Genomic DNA, 21,699 nt, shown 5'->3' on the forward strand with positions numbered 1-21,699 from the left:
GCCGCCGCTGTGACTCGCTGCTTACCATGCAGACGCCCCCGCCGAAGGGGAGGCTTTCTCATGAACAGCAAGTTCAAGGCGCAGAGCACTTATGAAAAAAACAATGACCGGCGTCGCGGGCCCTCGGCTTCGCGTACTTCCGCTGGGAGTCAGCCTGGCACTCGCGGCAACCAGCGCACAGGCCGTTACCTTCAACATCGGGGAAATCGAAGGGCGTTTCGATACCAGCCTGTCCATTGGGGCCAGCTGGGCCATGGACAGCCCGGACCGCGCCTTCATTGGCACGCGCAACGGAGGCACGGCCTCTACCCAGACTTCCGACGACGGCCGCCTGAATTTCAAGAAGGGCGAAACGTTCTCGAAGATCTTCAAGGGCGTGCACGACCTCGAGCTCAAGTACGGCGACACCGGTGTGTTCGTGCGAGGCAAGTACTGGTACGACTTCGAGCTCAAGGATGAAGGTCGCTTGCTCGAGGACATCGATGACAACCACCGCGACATGGCCGCCAAGTCTTCGGGCTTCGAGTTGCTGGATGCCTTCGTCTATCACAACTACACCATCAACGACTTGCCAGGCACCGTTCGCGCTGGCCGACAGGTGGTCAGCTGGGGTGAAAGCACCTTCATCCAGAACGGCATTAACAGTATCAACCCGGTCGATGTCTCAGCCTTGCGCCGTCCAGGCTCCGAGGTCAAGGAAGCACTGATTCCAGTCAACATGCTCTATTTCAACCAGGGCCTGACCGACAGCCTTTCGTTCGAAGCCTTCTACCAGCTGCAATGGGAAAAAACCGTCGCCGACAACTGCGGTACTTTCTTCAGCAGCGATGTGGTCGCCAAGGGCTGCGACAACAACATGGCAATCAACGGCAGCGACTTTGACCGCGACGTGGACGGTACCGGGATACCCGGTGGTTATGGTTATGTGCCACGCCTTTCCGACAAGGACCCACGCAACAGTGGCCAGTTCGGCGTGGCCCTGCGCTGGATGGTGCCTGAACTCAACGACACTGAGTTCGGTGTCTACGCCATGAACTATCACAGCCGTACCCCGACCAGTACGTGGAGGGTCGGCCGTGGCGCCTTGCTCGACCCGGTGGGCGGCTTGGCAGGGCAGGGTGGTGTCAGCACGGCACGCTACTACCTGGAGTACCCGGAAGACATTCGCCTGTACGGCCTGAGCTTCAGCACGACGGTCGGCGCCACCGCCGTGGCCGGCGAAATCAGTTACCGCCCGAACATGCCGCTGTCACTGAATGCCAGTGATGTGTCGGCAGCCGCCACCCTCGGCGCGGCTGCCACCAATCCGCTGGTCAACGCCGGCCTGCCGGTCTTCCAGACCGGTTTCGCAAGCTCCGCCTACGGCTCGCTGATCAACGGCTACGTGCGCAAGCCGTTCACCCAGGCACAAGTCACCCTGACCCGCACCATCGACCAGTTGACCTTCATCGGTGCGGATCGCCTGACACTGGTGGGCGAAGTCGGTTACAGCCACATCGCCGACTTGGGCGCGACCGATGGTTCGGACCTGCGCTTTGGCCGCAGCAGTGTCTATGGCAACGGCGAATTGTCCACCGCCGGTAGCGCCCCGTTGCTTGGTGGTATTTCCGGAAACAACCTGTGCCGTCAGGTCGCCAACTCGGCCAACCCGGACCAGTGCAACAGCAAGGGCTTCTATACCGCCGACTCCTGGGGTTACCGAGTGCGCGCAATGCTGGAGTACGCCGACCTTATCGGCGGTGTGGTGCTGCGCCCAAGTGTGTCCTTTGCCCATGACGTCGAAGGTTTTGGCCCGACGTTCAACGAGGGAGACAAGTCGGTGAGCATCGGCGTGGATGCCGAATACCTCAACCGCTACAACCTCGCCATCAGTTACACCGACTACTTCGGCGGTGACTTCAACACCAACACAGACCGCGACTTCCTCGCCGTCAGCCTGGGCGTGAGCTTCTGACGCTCCTTTGTTCCTGGAGGTAGACCATGTTTCGCAAAGCCTTGATCCGCAGCAGCTGCCTGGTCCTTAGCCTGTTGGCCAGCCAGGTGATGGCGGCCGTGTCCGAACAGGAAGCAGCCCGCCTGGGAGGCGAGCTGACCCCTATCGGTGCCGAGAAAGCCGGTAATGCCGACGGCAGCATCCCAGCCTGGACCGGCGGCTTGCCGGCCAGCACCGGCTCAGTGGACGCCGGTGGTTTTATCCCCAACCCCTACGCCAACGAGAAGCCCTTGTTTGTGATCACGGCGCAAAATGCCGAACAGTACAAGGCACGCCTGACACCCGGACAGCTGGCGATGTTCGCACGGTTTCCGGACACCTATCGCATCCCGGTGTACACCACACATCGCAGCGTCACTTTGCCCCCAAAAGTGTTCGCTGCGGTCAAGGAGAACGCTACTCGCACGACCCTCGCGGAAGGCGGAAACGGCCTGCAGAACTTCAAGATGTCGATCCCTTTCCCGATCCCCCAGTCCGGCCTGGAAGTGATCTGGAACCACATCACCCGCTACCGGGGTGACTCGATCCTGCGCAACACCGCACAGATAAATCCGCAGGAAAACGGTACCTACTCCATCAGCATGATGAAAGAGCAATTCGCCTTCCCGTTCGGCCTGAAGGATTACGACCCGCAGAAAATGGCCAACATCCTGTTCTACTTCCGCCAGGAAATCCTTTCGCCCCCGCGGCGAGCCGGCAGCGTGATGCTGGTACTGGAAACCCTCGACCAGGTCGCCGAGCCGCGCATGGCCTGGATGTACAACGCCGGCCAGCGCCGAGTACGCCGTGCGCCGCAGGTCGGCTACGACAGCCCTGGCGCTGAAGGAATGCGCACCTACGACGACTTCGACATGTTCAACGGCGCACCCGATCGCTATGACTGGAAGCTGGTGGGCAAAAAAGAGGTCTATATCCCCTACAACAGCTATGCCCTGGACTCACCGAAGCTCAAGTACGACGACATCATTCGCCCAGGCCACCTCAACCCCGACCATACCCGTTACGAACTGCACCGGGTCTGGCATGTGGTCGCCACCCTCAAGCCCGGCCAGCGCCATATCTACAGCAAGCGCGACCTGTACATTGACGAAGACAGCTGGCAGGTGGCTGAAGCCGATGCCTACGACAGCCGTGGCAACCTTTGGCGGGTTTCCGAAGGGCATGCACGATTCTTCTACGATCAGCAATTCCCCTGGTTGACCGCCGAGACGCATTACGACGTGACCACTGGCCGCTACACGGTCTCAGGCCTGCGCAACGAAGAGAAAAAGAACAGCTACGACTTCTCGCTGAATGCATCGAGCAAGGAGTTCACCCCGAACGCCTTGCGTGCTACCGGGATTCGCTGACCGACAGTTGCGCCCATGGGATGCTTCCAACCCTGGGCGCTGACTCGTCGGTCGCGGCATTTTATGCTCTAGTTCGCATCCCCTCAGGTTCAGGTGTATGCCATGAAGTTGCATCAACTGCGCGCCATCGTCGCGATCTGCGAAAGTGGCAGTATTCAGGAGGCCTCTCGGTTACTGCATATTTCTCAGCCGGCCTTGTCGAAGAGCATCAAGGAGCTGGAGTCGGAGCTGGGCGTACCTCTGCTGGTGCGATCCAACCGTGGGATCACCGTCACCCCCTACGGTGAACATCTAGTGCGCCGAGCGCGGTTGGTGGTGGAGGAGGTACGTCGGGCTCGGGACGAGATCGAGACGCTCAAGGGCACCATGGACGGTCGGGTGATCATCGGCGTGTCCCCTGTCACGCCCAGTCAGCAGTTCGCCAGTTGCATCCTCAGCTATCGCAAGCGCTACCCGAAGGTGCAGTTGCAGATTCTTGAACTGCGTCCGGCCAAATTGCTGGAGGGTCTGCGTGAAGGGCAGCTGGACTTGGCGCTGACGTCACACCCACCCGCCCGCAGTGTCGAAGGCTTCGAGTGGCATGAACTGTACGCCCAACCCACTACCCTGGCCGTGCGCAAAGGGCATCCCTTGTCGAAGGCCCGTTCGTTGAACGAGTTGCTTGACCTGGAATGGCTGCTGCCCGACGCGCTGGACATTTCACTGGCCGGACGCATGTTCGAGGAATACGGCATCCAACCACCAGAGCGTACGATCATCTGCGCATCGGTGGTGCTATACGCCGAGCTGGCCGCGACCACGGATGCCGTCAGTATCTGGTCGCGTCGTGTCTTCGACTTGCCCGTCGTGTCTGGCAACCTCGACATGCTGCCGATCGCCGAGCGGGTACCAGGCACCGACATCTCCCTGGTTTGCCGGCCCGCAGAACTGATGACGCGGGAAACGCAGATGCTTGTCGACGACATCATCTACGCCTTCAAGAACCCGCAAACCTTGCGCTCACCGCTCCATAACCAACTTTGATAAGCATGCCGATAGATCATTATTCAGCGAGCAGCGGCTACGGCATCCTGCCTGCATGACCTCTGGAGTAGCCCTGTATGCCGTTCTCCCATCGTAATCTCGTGCTGGTCATGCTGATGGCTGTGATGATCATCAGTGTGCTGGACAAGAGCATCTTTGCCTTCGCCGGCGCCCAGATCATTGATGAGCTTAAGCTCACACCCGCCGAATTCGGCTTCATCGGCAGTGCGTTCTTTTTCCTCTACTCGATCTCCGGGGTGGCGGTTGGCTTCCTGGCCAACCGTTTTCCTAGCCGCTGGATACTGGTAGGCATGTCATTGGTGTGGATGGTCTCGCAACTGCTGGTAAGCGTCAGCAGCAGCTTCGCCGCACTGGTGCTCAGCCGCTTGATGCTCGGTGCCGGTACCGGCCCCGGCACTGCCGTGACTCAGCATGCCTGCTTCAAATGGTTCGGTCCTACCGAACGGGTGATGCCTGCTTCGCTGATCCAGGTGTCGATTATGCTCGGCGCCGTATTGGCCGCAGTCAGCCTGCCGCTGCTGATTGCCCAAGTCGGCTGGCGCATGGCCTATCTTGCGCTGGCACTGATTGGGCTGCTGTGGATGCTGCTATGGTTGGCCTTCGGCCGCGAGGGAACACAGGTGGATCCGGTAATCAACCGTACCGGCCACCCCTTGCCAGGCTATCGCCGGTTGCTGCTCAACCGGACCTTCCTCGGCATCACCCTGATAGGCTTCATGGGCTTTCTGCCCAATGCACTGGTCTACAGCTGGGTACCGGTCTACCTGCAGAAGGGCCTGGAGATGACTGCGATGCAGTCGGGCTACGTGGTCATGGGCGTGACCCTGGCCGTCATTCTGTGCAACCTCGGTGTCTCGGCACTCTCGCAACGGGCACTCAAGGAAGGCGCCAGCCCGCAACGGGCCATGGTGGCATTGCCACTGGCCTGCAGCCTGATCGCGGGCTTCGCTTTCCTGCTGATCACCCAGGCCCATGGCCACACTCTGACGACCCTTGCGCTGTATGCGACCGGGGCAGTGTTGATCAATGTACTGCCGACATTCGCCAACACCATCGTCGCGTTCATTGCGCCGGGCGAGCGCCGGGGCTCCATGTTGTCGATCCACATCGGCGGGGTGACCAGTGCCGGCATGCTCGCGCCGTGGCTGGTCGGGCAATGGGTCGCCGTGCGTGGCGGTGATATCGCGCATGGCTTCGAGTCTGCGCTGGCGGTAATCGGCACAGCCATCATTGTCTTCACGCTGATTGCCTTCTGGCTGGTCCGGCCAGAGCAAACCCGCATGCACCTGCAAGCCCACGAATCGTCTCTGCAGCCAGCACTGCACGCCGGCTGAACGCCAGACCGCAGACTCACGAACTTTTCCCTTTCACTTTTACTGGCCTCGGGCCGGCCGGTAGGCGGCTGCCCGCTGTCCGGTCCAACCCAGGAAAAAACCGGAGCTGAAATGAATCCTGCTGCCTGCTTCTCACAGACGTACGCACAAGCGCGACAAAAATTCCTAAAGGCCTGTGCTGATCGGGGTCTGTCGGTCGAATCCCACCGGCACCCGCTACGCGGTGCCGAAGGCGAGGAGTTGGCCATCGACGTGGCTCGCAGCGGCCCGATCGATGCCGAGCATGTATTGCTGATCAGCAGTGGATGCCATGGTGTCGAGGGCTTCTGTGGCTCAGCTGTGCAGATTGCGCTGTTGCAGGATGAGAACTTTCAACGTCAGGCCAGCGACGCCCGCTGCGCGGTGGTCTACCTGCATGCGGCCAACCCTTACGGGTTTTCCTGGCTACGTCGCTGGACCCACGAGAATGTCGACCTGAACCGCAACTTTCGCGACTTCAGCCAACCCCGTTCGCCTAACCGCGACTATCCAAGGCTCCACTCGCTGATGATTCCCGAGCGCTGGCCAGTCACCTTGATCAATCGCCTGCGACTGCTTTCGCATCTGGTGAGGCTGGGGCGCAAGCGTCTACAGGAAGCAATATCTGGGGGACAGCACAGCCACCCCGACGGACTGTTCTATACGGGGATCTCACCCACATGGAGCAACGACGCCGTGCGTAGGATCCTCCACCAACAGGCCAGCCGATGCGAGCACCTGGTCTGGATCGATATCCACACTGGGCTTGGCCCCAAGGGGCATGGTGAACGTATTTACTCTGGACCAGCCAATTCCCCCATGCTGAAACGGGCTAGGCGCTGGTGGGGGGAGGGCGTTCGCTCCTCGCAGGAAGGCCAGTCAGTGTCGGTGCCGCTGAACGGACTGATGGTGTACGGCACGATGGAGGAGTGCGCTCCGGCGGCGTTCACGGCCTTGACGCTTGAGTTCGGTACCTTGCCGGGGCAACAAGTACTCGATGCCTTGCGGGCTGAACAGTGGCTGCATAACAACCCAGGCACCAGCGAGCAGCGGCGCCAGCAGATCAAACGGCAACTGCGCGACGCCTTCTATGTCGACGAACCACAGTGGAAAGAGGATGTGTTGCGCCAGGCGCGCGAAGTGGCACTACAGGCCATCTGCGGCTTGAATGAAGAGGCCCTTGTGGCCCAATAGCCGCGATTTCCGTGAAACAGCAAAAAGCCCGCTTTCGCGGGCTTTTCTGTTGGAGCGGCAACGGATCAGAAGTCGAGGTTCGACACCGACAGCGCATTGCTTTCAATGAAGTCACGACGTGGCTCAACCGCGTCGCCCATCAAGGTATTGAACAGCTGGTCAGCAGCAATCGCGTCTTCGATGGTGACCTTGAGCATACGGCGCACGGTGGGGTCCATGGTGGTCTCCCACAGCTGCTCAGGGTTCATCTCACCCAGACCTTTGTATCGCTGGATGGTATGACGCTTGGTGCTTTCGTTCATCAGCCAGTCCAGCGCTTCCTTGAACTCGCTGACTGCCTTGCGGCGTTCACCACGCTGTACATAGGCACCTTCGCCGAGCAGGGTAGACAGATTGCCACCCAAGACGACGATCGAACGGTAGTCGTTGCTGCCAAAGAAGTCGCGGTTGAACGTGACATAGCTGGCCAAGCCGTGGGAAGTGATTTCAACTTCCGGCAGCCAGAGGTTGCGCTCTTTGTCCTCGCGCAGGCTGGCCTTGTACACCAGACCAGACTTCTGACTGTTGTTCAGGCGCTCCTGGAACTTCGCCAGCCATCCCTGCATGACTGCATGATCAGCCAACTGGTCAAGCGTGACTTCAGGCAGGTAGATGAAGTGCTCGGTGAGCTCTTCCGGGTACAGCCGCGACAGGCGCTTGAGCGTCTTCATCACACCACGGAACTCGTTCACCAGGTTTTCCAGTTGTACACCGGATACAGCTGGCGCCGACTCATCCAGGTGCAGACTGGCATCTTCGAGGGCCGACTGGGTCATGTACTCTTCCATGGCCTCGTCGTCCTTGATGTACTGCTCCTGCTTGCCTTTCTTAACCTTGTACAGCGGTGGCTGGGCAATATAGATGTAACCGCGCTCGACCAGCTCCGGCAACTGACGGAAGAAGAACGTCAGCAGCAGGGTACGGATGTGCGAACCGTCAACGTCAGCATCGGTCATGATGATGATGTTGTGATAACGCAATTTGTCGATGTTGTACTCTTCACGACCGATACCGCAGCCCAGCGCGGTGATCAGCGTGCCCACTTCCTGGGACGAGATCATCTTGTCGAAGCGCGCTTTCTCGACGTTGAGGATCTTACCCTTGAGCGGCAAGATCGCCTGGGTGCGGCGGTTACGACCTTGCTTGGCCGAGCCACCCGCAGAGTCACCCTCCACCAGGTAAAGTTCGGAAAGAGCAGGGTCCTTTTCCTGGCAGTCGGCAAGCTTGCCCGGCAGACCGGCGATATCCAGTGCCCCCTTGCGGCGGGTCATCTCACGGGCTTTACGCGCGGCTTCACGAGCACGGGCGGCGTCGATCATCTTGCCGACAACGGCCTTGGCCTCGTTCGGGTTTTCCAGCAAGAAGTCGGCGAAGTACTTATTCATCTCCTGTTCCACGGCGGTTTTCACCTCCGAGGAGACCAGCTTGTCCTTGGTCTGGGAGCTGAACTTCGGATCAGGTACCTTGACCGAAATGATGGCGGTCAAACCTTCGCGGGCATCGTCACCGGTGGTGGCGACCTTGTTTTTCTTGGCCAGACCTTCCTGCTCGATGTAGCTATTGAGGCTACGAGTCAACGAAGAACGGAAGCCCACCAGGTGGGTACCACCATCGCGTTGAGGAATGTTGTTGGTGAAGCACAGCAGGTTTTCGTTGAAGCTGTCGTTCCACTGCAACGCCACTTCGACACCCACGCCATCGTCGCGCTGGACGTTGAAGTGGAACACCTGGGAGTTGATCGGTGTCTTGTTGGTGTTCAGGTACTCGACGAAAGCCCGCAGGCCACCTTCGTACTTGAAGAACTCTTCCTTGCCGCTGCGTTCATCCTTGAGCAGGATGCCAACCCCGGAGTTCAGGAAGGACAGTTCACGAATCCGCTTGGCCAGGATGTCCCAGCTGAAATGGATATTCTTGAAGGTCTCGGCAGATGGCTTGAAGTGAATGTGGGTACCCGTGGACTCACTCTCACCGACAACCGCCATCGGCGCTTGTGGAACACCGTGGACGTACGTCTGTTCCCAGATCTTGCCACTACGGCGTACGGTCAGGACCAGTTTCTCGGAAAGGGCGTTCACCACGGAAACGCCTACACCGTGCAGACCACCAGACACCTTGTACGAGTTGTCGTCGAACTTACCGCCAGCGTGCAGCACGGTCATGATGACCTCGGCTGCCGAAACGCCTTCTTCTTTATGCACGTCAACCGGAATGCCGCGACCGTTGTCGCGCACACTGATGGATTCATCCGGGTGAATGATGACGGTGATGTCATCGCAGTGACCGGCGAGGGCTTCGTCGATCGAGTTGTCGACCACCTCGAAGACCATGTGGTGCAGGCCGCTACCATCATCGGTGTCGCCAATGTACATGCCGGGACGCTTGCGCACGGCATCCAAACCTTTCAGCACCTTGATGCTGGAGGAGTCGTACGTTTGATTTTCGCTCATGCCTTCACTCCCGATGGTCGTGGGTCTGGGTGATACGGCCTTGTTCCACGTGGAACAAAGCAACTGGCGTTTCCGTCTGCCAGCCTTCCCTCAGTAATTCGTGATCTACACAGGTGATGAACACCTGGCAGCGTAATTCTTCAAGCAAGCGGCATAGCGCGCGGCGATGCTGCTCATCCAGCTCGGATGGCAAGTCATCCACGAGATAAATACAGTGACCGCGGCGAGCCTGACTCACGAGATGGCCTTGTGCTATGCGCAATGCGCACACCACAAGCTTCTGTTGCCCCCGCGACAAAATGTCGGCCGCGTTGTTGGCAGCCAATCGCAGACGCAGATCAGCACGTTGTGGGCCGGCCTGGGTATGGCCCATTTGCTGATCTCGAAGAAGAGAAGAAGCGAGAACTTCATTGAGTTCGCGGTCTTTGTCCCAGCCTCGGTAGTAGCTCAGGGTTAACCCGTCCAGCTCGACCAGTTCGCTCAGGGTTCGCTCGAAGACAGGCTTCAAGGCCTTGATGTAGTTGCGACGGTATTCATCTATTTCCGCGCTGGCCAGGCACATTTCCCGGTCCCAGGCGGCTTGCGAAGCTGCGTCAAGTGTACCATGACGCAACCATGAGTTCCGCTGCCGCAGCGCCTTCTGCAGACGCTGCCAAGCTGCCATGAAGCGTGGTTCCACGTGAAACACGCCCCAGTCCAGAAACTGCCGGCGGATCTTCGGAGCACCTTCGAGCAGCCTAAAACTGTCGGGGTTGATCAATTGCAGTGGCAAGAGCTCGGCAAGCTGAGCCGTACTCTTGGCATTCTGCCCATCGATGCGAATGGTGAACTCCCCGTGCCGATCACGGGATATCCCCAGGTTACTGGTGCCACCTTCCGTCAGCTCGACTTCGCCAAACACCGTGCAAGTGGGCTGTTCGTACTGGATGACCGGGTTGAGCCGGGTACTACGAAACGAGCGCGCCAGTCCAAGCAAATGCACGGCTTCAAGCACGCTGGTTTTGCCGCTGCCGTTGGTGCCGTAAAGGATATTGATGCGTGGGGAAGGTGAGAGGGTCACCGGGTGCAGGTTGCGCACCGCGGTGACCATGATACGTCGAAGGGACATTGGGCCTGCTACGTTTACAGACGCATCGGCATGACAACGTAGGACGAGTCGTCATTGCCGGCTTCCTGCAGCAGGGCACTGCTGTTGGAGTCGGACAGAATCAGGCGGACCTGTTCAGTCGTCATCACACCCAGCACGTCCAGCAGGTAGCTGACGTTGAAACCGATTTCCAGCGAGCTGCCGTCGTAGTCGACGCTGATTTCTTCTTCAGCTTCTTCCTGCTCAGGGTTGTTGGCCTGAATCTTCAGTTGGCCAGCGGCCAGTTGCAGGCGAATACCGCGGTACTTCTCGTTGGACAAGATCGCAGTACGGCTGAACGCTTCACGCAGCGCCTGGCGATCGCCGATAACCAACTTGTCCCCCCCCTTGGGCAGGACGCGTTCGTAGTCAGGGAACTTGCCGTCGACCAGCTTGGAGGTGAAGGTGAACTCGCCGGTCGTCGCACGGATGTGGTGCTGACCGAGGACGATGCTGACCATGCCTTCCGGCTCGGTCAGCAAACGCGCCAGCTCAAGGATACCCTTGCGTGGCACGATCACCTGGTGGCGGTCGGCCTGTTCGATCGGTGCACTCATCGCGCACATCGCCAGACGGTGGCCATCGGTCGCGACAGCACGCAGCGTACCGCTGGATACCTCCAGCAGCATACCGTTGAGGTAGTAGCGCACATCCTGCTGAGCCATGGCGAAACTGGTGCGCTCGATCAGGCGGCGCAGCTTGCTTTGCTCCAGGTTGCAGGTCAGCGAGCCTGGGCCTTCTTCCACGGTCGGGAAGTCGTTGGCCGGCAGGGTCGACAGGGTGAAGCGGCTGCGGCCGGCCTTTACCAACAGTTTCTGTTCGTCGACTTTGATATCGATCAGGGCGTCGTTCGGCAGGCTTTTGCAAATGTCCATCAGCTTGCGCGCTGGAACAGTGATTTCGCCAGGCTCAGCCGAGTCTTCCAGTTGCACGCGGCCTACCAGTTCGACTTCCAGGTCGGTACCCGTCAACGAAAGCTGCTGGCCTTGCACGACCAGCAGAACGTTGGACAGGACCGGCAAGGTCTGACGGCGCTCGACGACACCGGCGACCAGTTGCAGGGGTTTCAACAGGGCTTCGCGTTGAATGGTGAAATGCATGGTCTAGTCCCTTGCCTTCAAATAGCTGCGCTGACGGCCATCAGGTCGTCAGCGTCCGCAGCAGGTTCTTGTAGTCCTCGCGGATGTCCGCGTCGGATTCCTTCAATTCGTTGATCTTGCGGCAGGCGTGCAACACGGTGGTATGGTCCCGGCCACCAAACATATCGCCGATTTCCGGCAGACTGTGATTGGTCAGCTCCTTGGACAAGGCCATGGCCACCTGACGCGGACGTGCAACAGAGCGCGATCGGCGTTTGGACAACAAATCGGCGATCTTGATCTTGTAGTACTCGGCAACGGTACGCTGAATGTTATCCACACTGACCAGCTTGTCCTGCAGCGCCAGCAGGTCTTTCAGCGACTCGCGAATCAGTTCGATGGTGATGTCGCGACCCATGAAGTGCGAGTGAGCGATCACACGCTTGAGGGCACCTTCGAGTTCACGCACGTTGGAGCGGATACGCTGGGCAATGAAGAAAGCTGCATCGTGTGGCAGCTCGACCTTCGCCTGGTCGGCCTTCTTCATCAAGATGGCCACGCGTGTTTCAAGCTCCGGCGGCTCGACCGCCACGGTCAGCCCCCAACCGAAGCGCGACTTCAAGCGTTCTTCCAGGCCCTCGATCTCCTTGGGGTAACGGTCGCTGGTCAGAATCACCTGCTGGCCGCCTTCAAGCAGAGCGTTGAAGGTGTGGAAAAACTCCTCTTGAGATCGCTCCTTGCGGGCAAAGAACTGGATGTCATCGATGAGCAGTGCGTCCACCGACCGGTAGAAGCGCTTGAACTCGTTGATGGCGTTCAGCTGCAACGCCTTGACCATGTCGGCGACGAACCGCTCGGAATGCAGGTAGACGACCTTGGCATTCGGATTCTTCTTCAACAGGTGGTTACCCACAGCGTGCATGAGGTGGGTCTTACCCAAACCCACGCCCCCATAAAGGAAGAGAGGGTTGTAGCCATGCTTGGGATTGTCCGCGACCTGCCAGGCAGCTGCGCGGGCCAATTGGTTGGACTTACCTTCGACAAAGGTTTCGAAGGTAAAGGTGCGGTTCAGATAGCTGGTGTGCTTGAGCGCACCTTCGACCTGGACGGTACGTTGCTCGGTTCGACCTGCCGCTGCCGGTGCTGGCGACGTGTCACCCATTCCGTCGTAAGTGTCACGTGAGGACGACTCAGCCAGTTCATTGACCGCGACCGATTCAACCACGGTTGCGCTGATCGGTTCGGCAATGGGAGCAACCGGTGCTGACTGTTGCGCATGGTTCTGCGCGATGGACGCGGCAACGGCGGCACTGACAGGTGCGTTAGGCGCAGCCCGGGGGGCGGAGCTGCGACGGCTGCCTATTAATAAGGAAAGGGCAGGCGCAATACCGTTGCCTTGCTCACCCAGGAGTTCGAGCAGGCGGCCCAGGTACTTTTCATTGACCCAATCGAGAACGAAACGGTTAGGCGCATAGACGCGCAACTCGTCGCCTTCGGCTTCGACCTGTAGCGGACGGATCCAGGTGTTGAATTGCTGGGCAGGCAGTTCATCGCGCAAAAGCTCTACGCACTGCTGCCAAAGTTCCACTGACACGGATATCCCCTGAGTTGAAAGCCGGATGAGGCAAAAACAAACCGCCATTGTACCGGTCGGGCGACCAGTTATCCACATGTGGAAACGTTCTGATCCATGCCAAAACAGCCATTTAGCGTCCAAAAAGACATTTGCCGTGTACGCATAAGCTCTGTGGATAACTATGGCTGAGGGCTATGCACAACCCTAGAGCTTAGCCTGTGGATAACACCGCTGTGGATAAACGCCGATTCAATCCACAGGTTCTGCGCACGTCCGGCACATCATCAGCACCCGTTACCGACAGGGTTAAAGTTTTCTGTACAGCACGTCATTTCTGGCCTACAGAAGGTTATCCACAGAAGACTGCTCCCTAAAGATCTATAAGTTCTTCAGAAAAGCTTTTTATATGTCTCTTCTTTTTTTCATGTTGAGCTTCCGTTCAGTGATCTGTCCAGCCACCCACGGGTGCTCCACTCGTGGGCATCAGCCGACGCTCCACCTATAAGGAAAGGCTGGTTGGAAATTGACCTATTGGCTTGCTTTCTCTAGAATCGCCGATCTCTTAAAAAGGGGGCCATTCCGGCCCGTTGTCGACAAACCCAGGTAACACGCCATGAAACGTACTTTCCAACCAAGCACCATCAAGCGCGCGCGCACCCACGGCTTCCGTGCCCGTATGGCTACCAAGAACGGCCGCGCTGTTCTGTCGCGTCGTCGTGCCAAAGGCCGTAAGCGTCTGGCAATTTGATCTTTCGGCACAGGTGGTGAGTCAGGACTTCAGTCGGGATAAGCGACTGCTTACACCCCGGCATTTCAAAGCGGTCTTCGACTCCCCAACCGGCAAGGTTCCAGGGAAAAACCTGCTGATCCTTGCTCGCGAGAACGGACTCGATCACCCGCGCCTAGGCCTGGTGATTGGCAAGAAGAGCGTCAAGCTCGCCGTTCAACGCAATCGCCTCAAGCGCTTGATGCGCGATTCCTTCCGTCTGAACCAGCAGATGCTCGCTGGCTTGGACATCGTGATCGTCGCGCGCAAGGGATTGGGTGAGATAGATAACCCGGAATTGCACCAACACTTTGGCAAGCTCTGGAAGCGCCTGGCACGCAGCCGGCCATCTCCAGCGCGAAACGCCGATTCCGTAGGGGTAGACAGTCAAGATGCGTAAACTGGCACTCGTTCCGATCCAGTTTTACCGTTACGCCATTAGTCCTCTGATGGCCAGTCACTGTCGTTTCTACCCCAGTTGCTCCCATTACGCTTATGAAGCCATCGAAAATCATGGCCTCGTACGTGGTGGGTGGCTAGCCGTTCGTCGCCTGGGGCGTTGTCATCCGTGGAACGACGGTGGTTTCGATCCCGTTCCCCCCGCTCCTTCCTCCCGAACTTCTTCGATAGCCGAGTAATCATGGATATTAAACGCACGATCCTGATCGTCGCCCTGGCAATCGTGTCCTACGTCATGGTCCTCAAATGGAACCAGGACTATGGCCAGGCAGCCCTGCCGACTCAGAATACTGCTGCCAGCACTACCGCTCCGGCCTTGCCGGATGGCGTACCGGCCGGAAACGCCGGCGCCAGCGCCGATGTGCCAAGCGCCAATGCCGAATCGACCCCTGCCGAACTGGCGCCGGTCGCGGTCAGCAAGGACCTGATCCGGGTCAAGACCGACGTTCTGGAACTGGCTATCGACCCAGTGGGTGGCGACATCGTCCAACTGACCCTGCCGAAGTACCCACGTCGTCAGGACCATCCGGACATTCCATTCCAGCTGTTCGACAATGGTGGCGAGCGTGTCTACCTGGCCCAAAGCGGTCTGACCGGCGTCAACGGTCCGGATGCACGCCCAGCCGGTCGTCCTCTGTACGCCACCGAGCAGAAGAGCTACCAGCTGGCCGATGGTCAGGAACAACTGGTGGTCGACCTGAAGTTCAGTGACAACGGTGTCAACTACATCAAGCGCTTCAGCTTCAAGCGCGGTGAATATGACCTGAACGTCACCTACCTGATCGACAACCAGAGCGGCCAGGCCTGGAGCGGCAACATGTTTGCCCAGCTCAAGCGCGACGCCAGCTCGGATCCATCGTCGAGCACCGCCACCGGTACCGCCACCTACCTGGGTGCCGCCCTGTGGACAGCTTCCGAGCCGTACAAAAAGGTGTCCATGAAGGACATCGACAAAGGTAGTTTGAAAGAAAATGTGTCCGGCGGCTGGGTCGCCTGGCTGCAGCACTACTTCGTCACCGCCTGGATCCCGGCCAAGTCGGACAACAATGTCGTCCAGACCCGCAAGGACAGCCAAGGCAACTACATCATCGGCTACACCGGCCCGGCAATCAGCGTTCCAGCTGGTGGCAAGGTCGAAACCAGCGCCATGCTGTATGCCGGTCCGAAGATCCAGTCCAAGCTCAAGGAGTTGTCCCCAGGCCTGGAACTGACCGTCGACTACGGCTTCCTGTGGTTCATTGCCCAGCCGATCTTCTGGCTGCTGCAACATATCCACAGCCTGCTGGGTAACTGGGGCTGGTCGATCATCGTTCTGACCATGCTCATCAAAGGCCTGTTCTTCCCGCTGTCGGCTGCCAGCTACCGTTCGATGGCGCGTATGCGTGCCGTTGCACCGAAGCTTGCGGCGCTGAAGGAACGCTTCGGTGACGATCGCCAGAAGATGTCCCAGGCGATGATGGAGCTGTACAAGAAAGAGAAGATCAACCCACTGGGCGGCTGCTTGCCGATCCTGGTGCAGATGCCCGTGTTCCTGGCCCTGTACTGGGTACTGCTGGAAAGCGTCGAAATGCGCCAGGCCCCATGGATGCTGTGGATTACCGACCTGTCGATCAAGGATCCGTTCTTCATCCTGCCGATCATCATGGGCGCCACCATGTTCATCCAACAGCGTCTGAACCCGACGCCGCCGGATCCGATGCAGGCCAAGGTTATGAAAATGATGCCAATCATCTTCACCTTCTTCTTCCTGTGGTTCCCGGCTGGTCTGGTGCTGTACTGGGTTGTGAACAACTGCCTGTCGATCGCACAGCAGTGGTACATCACTCGCAGCATCGAAGCAGCAACCAAGAAAGCTGCTGCTTGACGGGCTACTGAGCTAGCCTGTGAATAAAAACGCCCCCTCGGGGGCGTTTTTGCTATCTGTCGTATTCGTCCTAGAGGCTTTCGAGCATGAACACTGTGCGTGAAACCATCGCTGCCATCGCCACTGCCCAGGGCCGTGGCGGGGTAGGTATCGTCAGGCTGTCCGGGCCGTTGGCCGCCAAGGCTGGCCAAATGATCACCGGGCGTACACTGACACCGCGCCACGCCCATTACGGTCCATTCCGCGACGAGGATGGGTTGGTGCTGGACGAGGGCATTGCGCTGTTCTTCCCTGGGCCGAATTCCTTCACCGGTGAGGATGTGCTCGAGTTGCAGGGGCATGGTGGCCCGGTGGTGCTGGACATGCTGCTCCAGCGCTGCGTGCAGGTGGGTTGCCGTTTAGCGCGCCCAGGGGAGTTCAGCGAACGGGCATTTCTCAATGACAAGCTCGACCTGGCTCAGGCCGAAGCGATTGCCGACCTGATCGAAGCCAGCTCCAGCCAGGCCGCACGCAATGCCTTGCGCTCTCTGCAGGGTGAATTCTCCAAACGTGTGCACAGCCTGACCGAAGCGCTGATCGCCCTGCGGATCTATGTCGAGGCGGCTATCGACTTTCCCGAGGAGGAGATCGATTTCCTCGCCGATGGCCATGTGCTGTCGATGCTCGATGCGGTGCGCAGCGAGTTGTCCACAGTGCAACGCGAGGCCGGGCAGGGCGCACTGTTGCGTGACGGCATGACGGTAGTCATCGCCGGTCGACCGAACGCTGGCAAGTCGAGCCTACTCAACCGCCTGGCTGGCAGGGAAGCCGCGATCGTGACCGATATTGCAGGCACCACTCGGGATATCCTGCGGGAACATATCCACATCGATGGTATGCCGCTGCATGTGGTCGACACTGCCGGGTTGAGGGATACCGACGACCATGTGGAAAAAATCGGCGTGGAACGTGCTCTGAAGGCCATCGGTGAAGCGGACCGTGTCCTGTTGGTGGTGGACTCCACCGCACCCGAGGCGAACGATCCGTTTGCATTGTGGCCAGAGTTCCTCGATCAGCGGCCAGACCCTGCCAAGGTGACGCTGATCCGTAACAAGGCTGACCTCAGCGGCGAGCGGGTAGGGCTGGAGCAGTGCGACGACGGCCACGTGACGATCACCCTGAGTGCCAAGGGCGACGATCAAGGCCTGCAGATGCTGCGCGATCACCTGAAAGCGTGCATGGGCTATGAGCAGACCGCTGAAAGCGGCTTCAGCGCCCGTCGCCGGCATCTGGATGCGCTGCGTCAAGCGAGTGCACACCTGGAACACGGGCGCGACCAACTGACATTGGCGGGGGCTGGGGAGCTGCTGGCTGAAGATTTGCGCCAGGCTCAACAGGCATTGGGTGAAATTACAGGAGCATTCAGCTCGGATGACCTGCTTGGGCGGATCTTCTCCAGTTTCTGCATCGGTAAGTAATCCACAGCCCACATGACCAAGGCCGCTCCTTCTGGAGCGGCTTTTTTTTGCCTGAAATTCCTCCACAGAGCCCTGTATGAGCGGGCTTTGCCCCGCGACGTGACCGTCCATCCAGCGAAATGCTCGTGGATGAGTGGTCGACTCGCGTCCCTGTCCTCGTTTTGCCTGCTCTATGCAGTACATTTTTTTCATCAACAGGCGCCACCAGGCTCCCAGGAGCTCTGTGGAAAACTCGCCTTCAGCTCCGTTGATAACCGGCATTTTTCTCTGAGGACAAACCCGCTTGTGGGTAAAGGGGCATTTAATCCACAGGCTAAATCCTGTTATCCAGAGCCCTCATGGCACTCCAGCCACAGGGTTTAATTTTCCTGTATCCAGCGTCACATATGGGGTATAGAACGTTATCCACAGAAGACCCTGTGCATAAGAATAAACATAAAAACAAAGCTTTTTTAAATTTTTCCTCTTTGATTTCTGTTGTCTGCCATTCATCCACAGACTGATCAAAAATTGCTCAGACGGTTTCTTTAAGAGGGGTGAAGTCCCTATACTTGTCCGCTTACCTTTTCTAATCGCAAAACAGGCACGAGGTGCGTGGTGGATTTCCCTTCCCGTTTTGAAGTGATCGTCATCGGCGGCGGCCATGCCGGTACCGAGGCTGCGCTTGCGTCTGCACGCATGGGTGTGAAAACCCTGCTGCTGACCCATAACGTGGAAACCCTCGGTCACATGAGCTGCAACCCCGCCATTGGCGGTATCGGTAAAAGCCATCTGGTCAAAGAGATCGATGCGCTCGGCGGCGCCATGGCGCTGGCCACCGACAAGAGCGGCATTCAGTTCCGTGTGTTGAACAACCGCAAAGGGCCCGCCGTGCGTGCGACCCGTGCGCAAGCTGACCGCGCCATCTACAAGGCGGTGGTGCGCGAGATCCTGGAAAACCAGCCGAACCTGTGGATATTCCAGCAGTCCTGCGACGACCTGATCGTCGAACAGGACCAGGTCAAAGGCGTGGTTACGCAGATGGGTCTGCGTTTCTTCGCAGAATCGGTGGTGCTGACGACCGGCACCTTCCTCGGCGGGCTTATCCACATTGGATTGCAGAACCATTCCGGTGGCCGCGCCGGCGATCCGCCCTCGATCGCCCTGGCTCACCGCATGCGTGAACTGCCGCTGCGCGTTGGCCGCTTGAAAACCGGTACCCCACCGCGTATCGATGGGCGTTCGGTGGACTTCTCGGTGATGACCGAACAGCCAGGCGACACGCCGATTCCGGTGATGTCGTTCATGGGCAACGCTCAGATGCACCCGCGCCAGGTCAGTTGCTGGATTACCCACACCAACGCGCGTACCCATGAGATCATTGCCTCGAACCTCGATCGTTCACCGATGTACTCGGGTGTCATCGAAGGGATCGGCCCGCGTTATTGCCCGTCGATCGAAGACAAGATCCACCGCTTCGCCGACAAGGAAAGCCACCAGGTGTTCATCGAGCCTGAAGGCTTGACCACCCATGAGCTTTATCCGAACGGTATTTCCACCTCGCTGCCGTTCGATGTGCAGCTGGAGCTGGTGCGTTCGATCCGCGGCATGGAAAACGCACACATCGTGCGCCCGGGTTACGCCATCGAGTACGACTACTTCGACCCGCGTGATCTGAAGTACAGTCTCGAAACCAAAGTCATCGGCGGCCTGTTCTTCGCTGGCCAGATCAACGGCACCACCGGCTACGAAGAAGCTGGCGCCCAGGGCCTGCTGGCCGGGACCAACGCGGCACTGCGTGCGCAAGGCCGTGAAAGCTGGTGCCCACGCCGTGATGAGGCATACATCGGTGTACTGGTCGACGACCTGATTACCCTCGGTACCCAAGAGCCGTACCGCATGTTCACCTCTCGCGCCGAGTACCGACTGATCCTGCGTGAAGACAACGCCGACCTACGCCTGACCGAGAAGGGCCGTGAACTCGGCTTGATCGACGACGCGCGTTGGGCCGCCTTCTGCGCCAAGCGCGATGGCATCGAGCGCGAGGAACAGCGACTGAAGTCGACTTGGGTACGACCCAACACGCCGCAAGGTCAGGCCATTGTGGATAAGTTCGGCACTCCGCTGAGCCACGAGTACAGCTTGCTGAACCTGCTGGCACGTCCGGAAATCGACTATGCCGGCCTGATTGAAGCCACCGGTGGGCAAATCATCGATCCACAAATCGCCGAGCAGGTGGAGATCAAGACCAAATACGCGGGCTACATCGACCGCCAACAGGAAGAAATCGCCCGTCTGCGGGCAAGCGAAGACACCCGCCTGCCTGTGGATATCGACTACACCACGATTTCCGGTCTGTCGAAGGAAATCCAGAGCAAGCTAGGCCAGACCCGTCCTGAAACCTTGGGCCAGGCTTCGCGTATTCCCGGTGTTACGCCGGCGGCGATTTCCCTGTTACTGATTCATCTGAAAAAACGCGGCGCCGGCCGCGAATTGGAGCAAAGCGCTTGAGTTCCCTGGTCACCCCACAACACGCAGAAGAGTTGTCCACAGGTGCGCGCCAGCTCGGCGTCGAGCTGAGCGCCGAGCAGCAGGAAAAGCTGCTGGGCTACCTGGCCCTGTTGATCAAGTGGAACAAAGCCTACAACCTGACCGCCGTGCGTGACCCGGACGAGATGGTTTCGCGCCATCTGCTCGACAGCCTTAGCGTCATGCCGTTTATCCACAGCGACCGCGAACATTGGCTGGATGTCGGGAGCGGTGGTGGCATGCCTGGCATTCCCTTGGCTATTCTGCACCCGAGCAAGAACGTGACGGTGCTGGACGCCAACGGCAAGAAGACGCGCTTCCTGACCCAGGTAAAAATGGAATTGAAATTGGACAACCTCACGGTTATCCACAGCCGGGTCGAAGCCTTCCAACCGCCGCACCCGTTCAGCGGAATCATCTCCCGCGCCTTCAGCAGCATGGAGAACTTCACCAACTGGACCCGCCATTTGGGCGACACCGGGACGCAATGGCTTGCAATGAAGGGGCTGCATCCTGCCGATGAACTGGTAGCATTGCCCGCAGACTTCACAGTGGAAAGCGAGCAGGCCCTGACCGTTCCGGGTTGCCAGGGCCAGCGCCATCTGCTGATACTGCGCCGCAAGGCATGACTGGGAACACACGCAACAATGGCTAAGGTATTCGCAATCGCGAACCAGAAAGGGGGTGTGGGTAAAACCACCACCTGTATCAATCTTGCAGCATCGCTGGCTGCGACCAAGCGTCGTGTGCTGCTGATCGACCTCGATCCGCAGGGCAACGCCACCATGGGCAGCGGTGTGGACAAACATGAACTCGAGCACTCGGTCTATGACCTGCTGATCGGGGAATGCGACCTTGCCCAGGCCATGCACTACTCCGAGCACGGCGGCTTCCAGCTGCTGCCGGCCAACCGCGACCTGACCGCCGCGGAAGTGGTGCTGCTGGAGATGCAGGTCAAGGAGAGCCGCCTGCGCAACGCCTTGGCGCCGATCCGCGACAACTACGATTACATTCTCATCGACTGCCCACCGTCGCTGTCGATGCTGACGCTCAATGCCCTGGTCGCCTCCGATGGCGTGATTATCCCGATGCAGTGCGAGTACTACGCACTGGAAGGCCTCAGTGACCTTGTGGATAACATCAAGCGCATTGCCGCTCGTCTGAACCCGGCGCTGAAGATCGAAGGCCTGCTGCGAACCATGTACGACCCGCGACTGAGCCTGAACAACGATGTTTCGGCGCAGCTCAAGGAGCATTTCGGCGAGCAGCTCTACGACACGGTCATTCCACGCAACATCCGCCTGGCTGAAGCACCGAGCTTCGGCATGCCCGCGTTGGCTTACGACAAGCAATCGCGCGGCGCACTTGCCTACCTGGCCCTGGCCGGGGAACTGGTGCGCCGTCAACGCCGTCAATCACGCACTGCACAAACAACTTAAGGAATCC

17 protein-coding genes are annotated in these 21,699 nt (G+C 59.0%); 13 read left to right on the forward strand and 4 right to left on the reverse strand.

Annotation, left to right across the window (positions count from 1 at the left end):
- The first annotated feature begins 91 nt into the window (after positions 1–91).
- From C4Q26_RS11535 to C4Q26_RS11555, 5 genes are all read left to right on the forward strand, one after another.
- Positions 92–1,954: a DUF1302 domain-containing protein gene (locus C4Q26_RS11535; RefSeq protein WP_104881044.1), complete on the forward strand. Its 1,863-nt coding sequence runs from the start codon at positions 92–94 to the stop codon at positions 1,952–1,954.
- Between the two features lie 26 nt (positions 1,955–1,980).
- Positions 1,981–3,342 (forward strand): DUF1329 domain-containing protein, encoded by a 1,362-nt coding sequence (locus C4Q26_RS11540; RefSeq protein WP_023377941.1) that lies wholly within the window; start codon positions 1,981–1,983, stop codon positions 3,340–3,342.
- 102 nt (positions 3,343–3,444) lie between these two features.
- Positions 3,445–4,365, forward strand: a complete 921-nt coding sequence (locus tag C4Q26_RS11545) for a LysR substrate-binding domain-containing protein (protein ID WP_104881045.1) — start codon at positions 3,445–3,447, stop codon at positions 4,363–4,365.
- Between the two features lie 77 nt (positions 4,366–4,442).
- Positions 4,443–5,720 carry an MFS transporter gene (locus C4Q26_RS11550; RefSeq protein WP_104883101.1) on the forward strand — a complete coding sequence of 426 codons (1,278 nt, stop codon included), beginning with the start codon at positions 4,443–4,445 and terminating at the stop codon, positions 5,718–5,720.
- A 111-nt stretch (positions 5,721–5,831) separates the two neighbouring features.
- Positions 5,832–6,932: a M14 family metallopeptidase gene (locus C4Q26_RS11555; protein WP_104883102.1), complete on the forward strand. Its 1,101-nt coding sequence runs from the start codon at positions 5,832–5,834 to the stop codon at positions 6,930–6,932.
- Between the two features lie 65 nt (positions 6,933–6,997).
- Here the strand turns inward: C4Q26_RS11555 and gyrB are convergent, their stop codons facing one another.
- The 4 genes from gyrB to dnaA are packed head-to-tail and all read right to left on the reverse strand — an operon-like array spanning position 6,998 to position 13,217.
- The gene (gene gyrB, locus C4Q26_RS11560) at positions 6,998–9,418 is read right to left on the reverse strand and encodes a DNA topoisomerase (ATP-hydrolyzing) subunit B (RefSeq protein WP_023377930.1); all 2,421 of its coding nucleotides are present in this window, start codon (positions 9,416–9,418) and stop codon (positions 6,998–7,000) included.
- 4 nt (positions 9,419–9,422) lie between these two features.
- Positions 9,423–10,526: a DNA replication/repair protein RecF gene (recF, locus tag C4Q26_RS11565; protein WP_023377929.1), complete on the reverse strand. Its 1,104-nt coding sequence runs from the start codon at positions 10,524–10,526 to the stop codon at positions 9,423–9,425.
- Between the two features lie 14 nt (positions 10,527–10,540).
- Complete coding sequence (dnaN, locus tag C4Q26_RS11570) at positions 10,541–11,644, reverse strand: DNA polymerase III subunit beta (RefSeq protein WP_023377928.1); 1,104 nt, start codon at positions 11,642–11,644, stop codon at positions 10,541–10,543.
- Between the two features lie 40 nt (positions 11,645–11,684).
- Positions 11,685–13,217 (reverse strand): chromosomal replication initiator protein DnaA, encoded by a 1,533-nt coding sequence (gene dnaA, locus C4Q26_RS11575; protein ID WP_104883103.1) that lies wholly within the window; start codon positions 13,215–13,217, stop codon positions 11,685–11,687.
- Between the two features lie 595 nt (positions 13,218–13,812).
- Here dnaA and rpmH point away from each other — a divergent pair.
- The 8 genes from rpmH to C4Q26_RS11615 all read left to right on the forward strand — a co-directional run bounded on the left by rpmH (position 13,813) and on the right by C4Q26_RS11615 (position 21,692).
- Complete coding sequence (rpmH, locus tag C4Q26_RS11580) at positions 13,813–13,947, forward strand: 50S ribosomal protein L34 (protein WP_003253163.1); 135 nt, start codon at positions 13,813–13,815, stop codon at positions 13,945–13,947.
- A gap of 13 nt (positions 13,948–13,960) precedes the next feature.
- Positions 13,961–14,365 carry a ribonuclease P protein component gene (gene rnpA / locus C4Q26_RS11585; RefSeq protein WP_027906650.1) on the forward strand — a complete coding sequence of 135 codons (405 nt, stop codon included), beginning with the start codon at positions 13,961–13,963 and terminating at the stop codon, positions 14,363–14,365.
- Positions 14,358–14,603 (forward strand): membrane protein insertion efficiency factor YidD, encoded by a 246-nt coding sequence (gene yidD / locus C4Q26_RS11590; protein ID WP_023383145.1) that lies wholly within the window; start codon positions 14,358–14,360, stop codon positions 14,601–14,603. The genes rnpA and yidD overlap by 8 nt, the downstream gene beginning before the upstream one ends.
- 2 nt (positions 14,604–14,605) lie before the next feature.
- The gene (gene yidC / locus C4Q26_RS11595; protein ID WP_023383144.1) at positions 14,606–16,288 is read left to right on the forward strand and encodes a membrane protein insertase YidC; all 1,683 of its coding nucleotides are present in this window, start codon (positions 14,606–14,608) and stop codon (positions 16,286–16,288) included.
- Between the two features lie 86 nt (positions 16,289–16,374).
- The gene (gene mnmE / locus C4Q26_RS11600; RefSeq protein ID WP_023383143.1) at positions 16,375–17,745 is read left to right on the forward strand and encodes a tRNA uridine-5-carboxymethylaminomethyl(34) synthesis GTPase MnmE; all 1,371 of its coding nucleotides are present in this window, start codon (positions 16,375–16,377) and stop codon (positions 17,743–17,745) included.
- Between the two features lie 597 nt (positions 17,746–18,342).
- Positions 18,343–20,235, forward strand: coding sequence for a tRNA uridine-5-carboxymethylaminomethyl(34) synthesis enzyme MnmG (mnmG, locus tag C4Q26_RS11605; protein ID WP_023383142.1), 1,893 nt, complete (start codon positions 18,343–18,345; stop codon positions 20,233–20,235).
- Complete coding sequence (gene rsmG / locus C4Q26_RS11610; RefSeq protein WP_023383141.1) at positions 20,232–20,882, forward strand: 16S rRNA (guanine(527)-N(7))-methyltransferase RsmG; 651 nt, start codon at positions 20,232–20,234, stop codon at positions 20,880–20,882. Before mnmG ends, rsmG begins: the two co-directional genes overlap by 4 nt.
- Positions 20,883–20,900: 18 nt before the next feature.
- Positions 20,901–21,692, forward strand: a complete 792-nt coding sequence (locus C4Q26_RS11615; protein ID WP_023383140.1) for a ParA family protein — start codon at positions 20,901–20,903, stop codon at positions 21,690–21,692.
- Positions 21,693–21,699: the final 7 nt, after the last annotated feature.

This window comes from Pseudomonas sp. SWI44, from assembly GCF_002947915.1.
Taxonomy (GTDB): Bacteria; Pseudomonadota; Gammaproteobacteria; order Pseudomonadales; family Pseudomonadaceae; genus Aquipseudomonas; species Aquipseudomonas taiwanensis.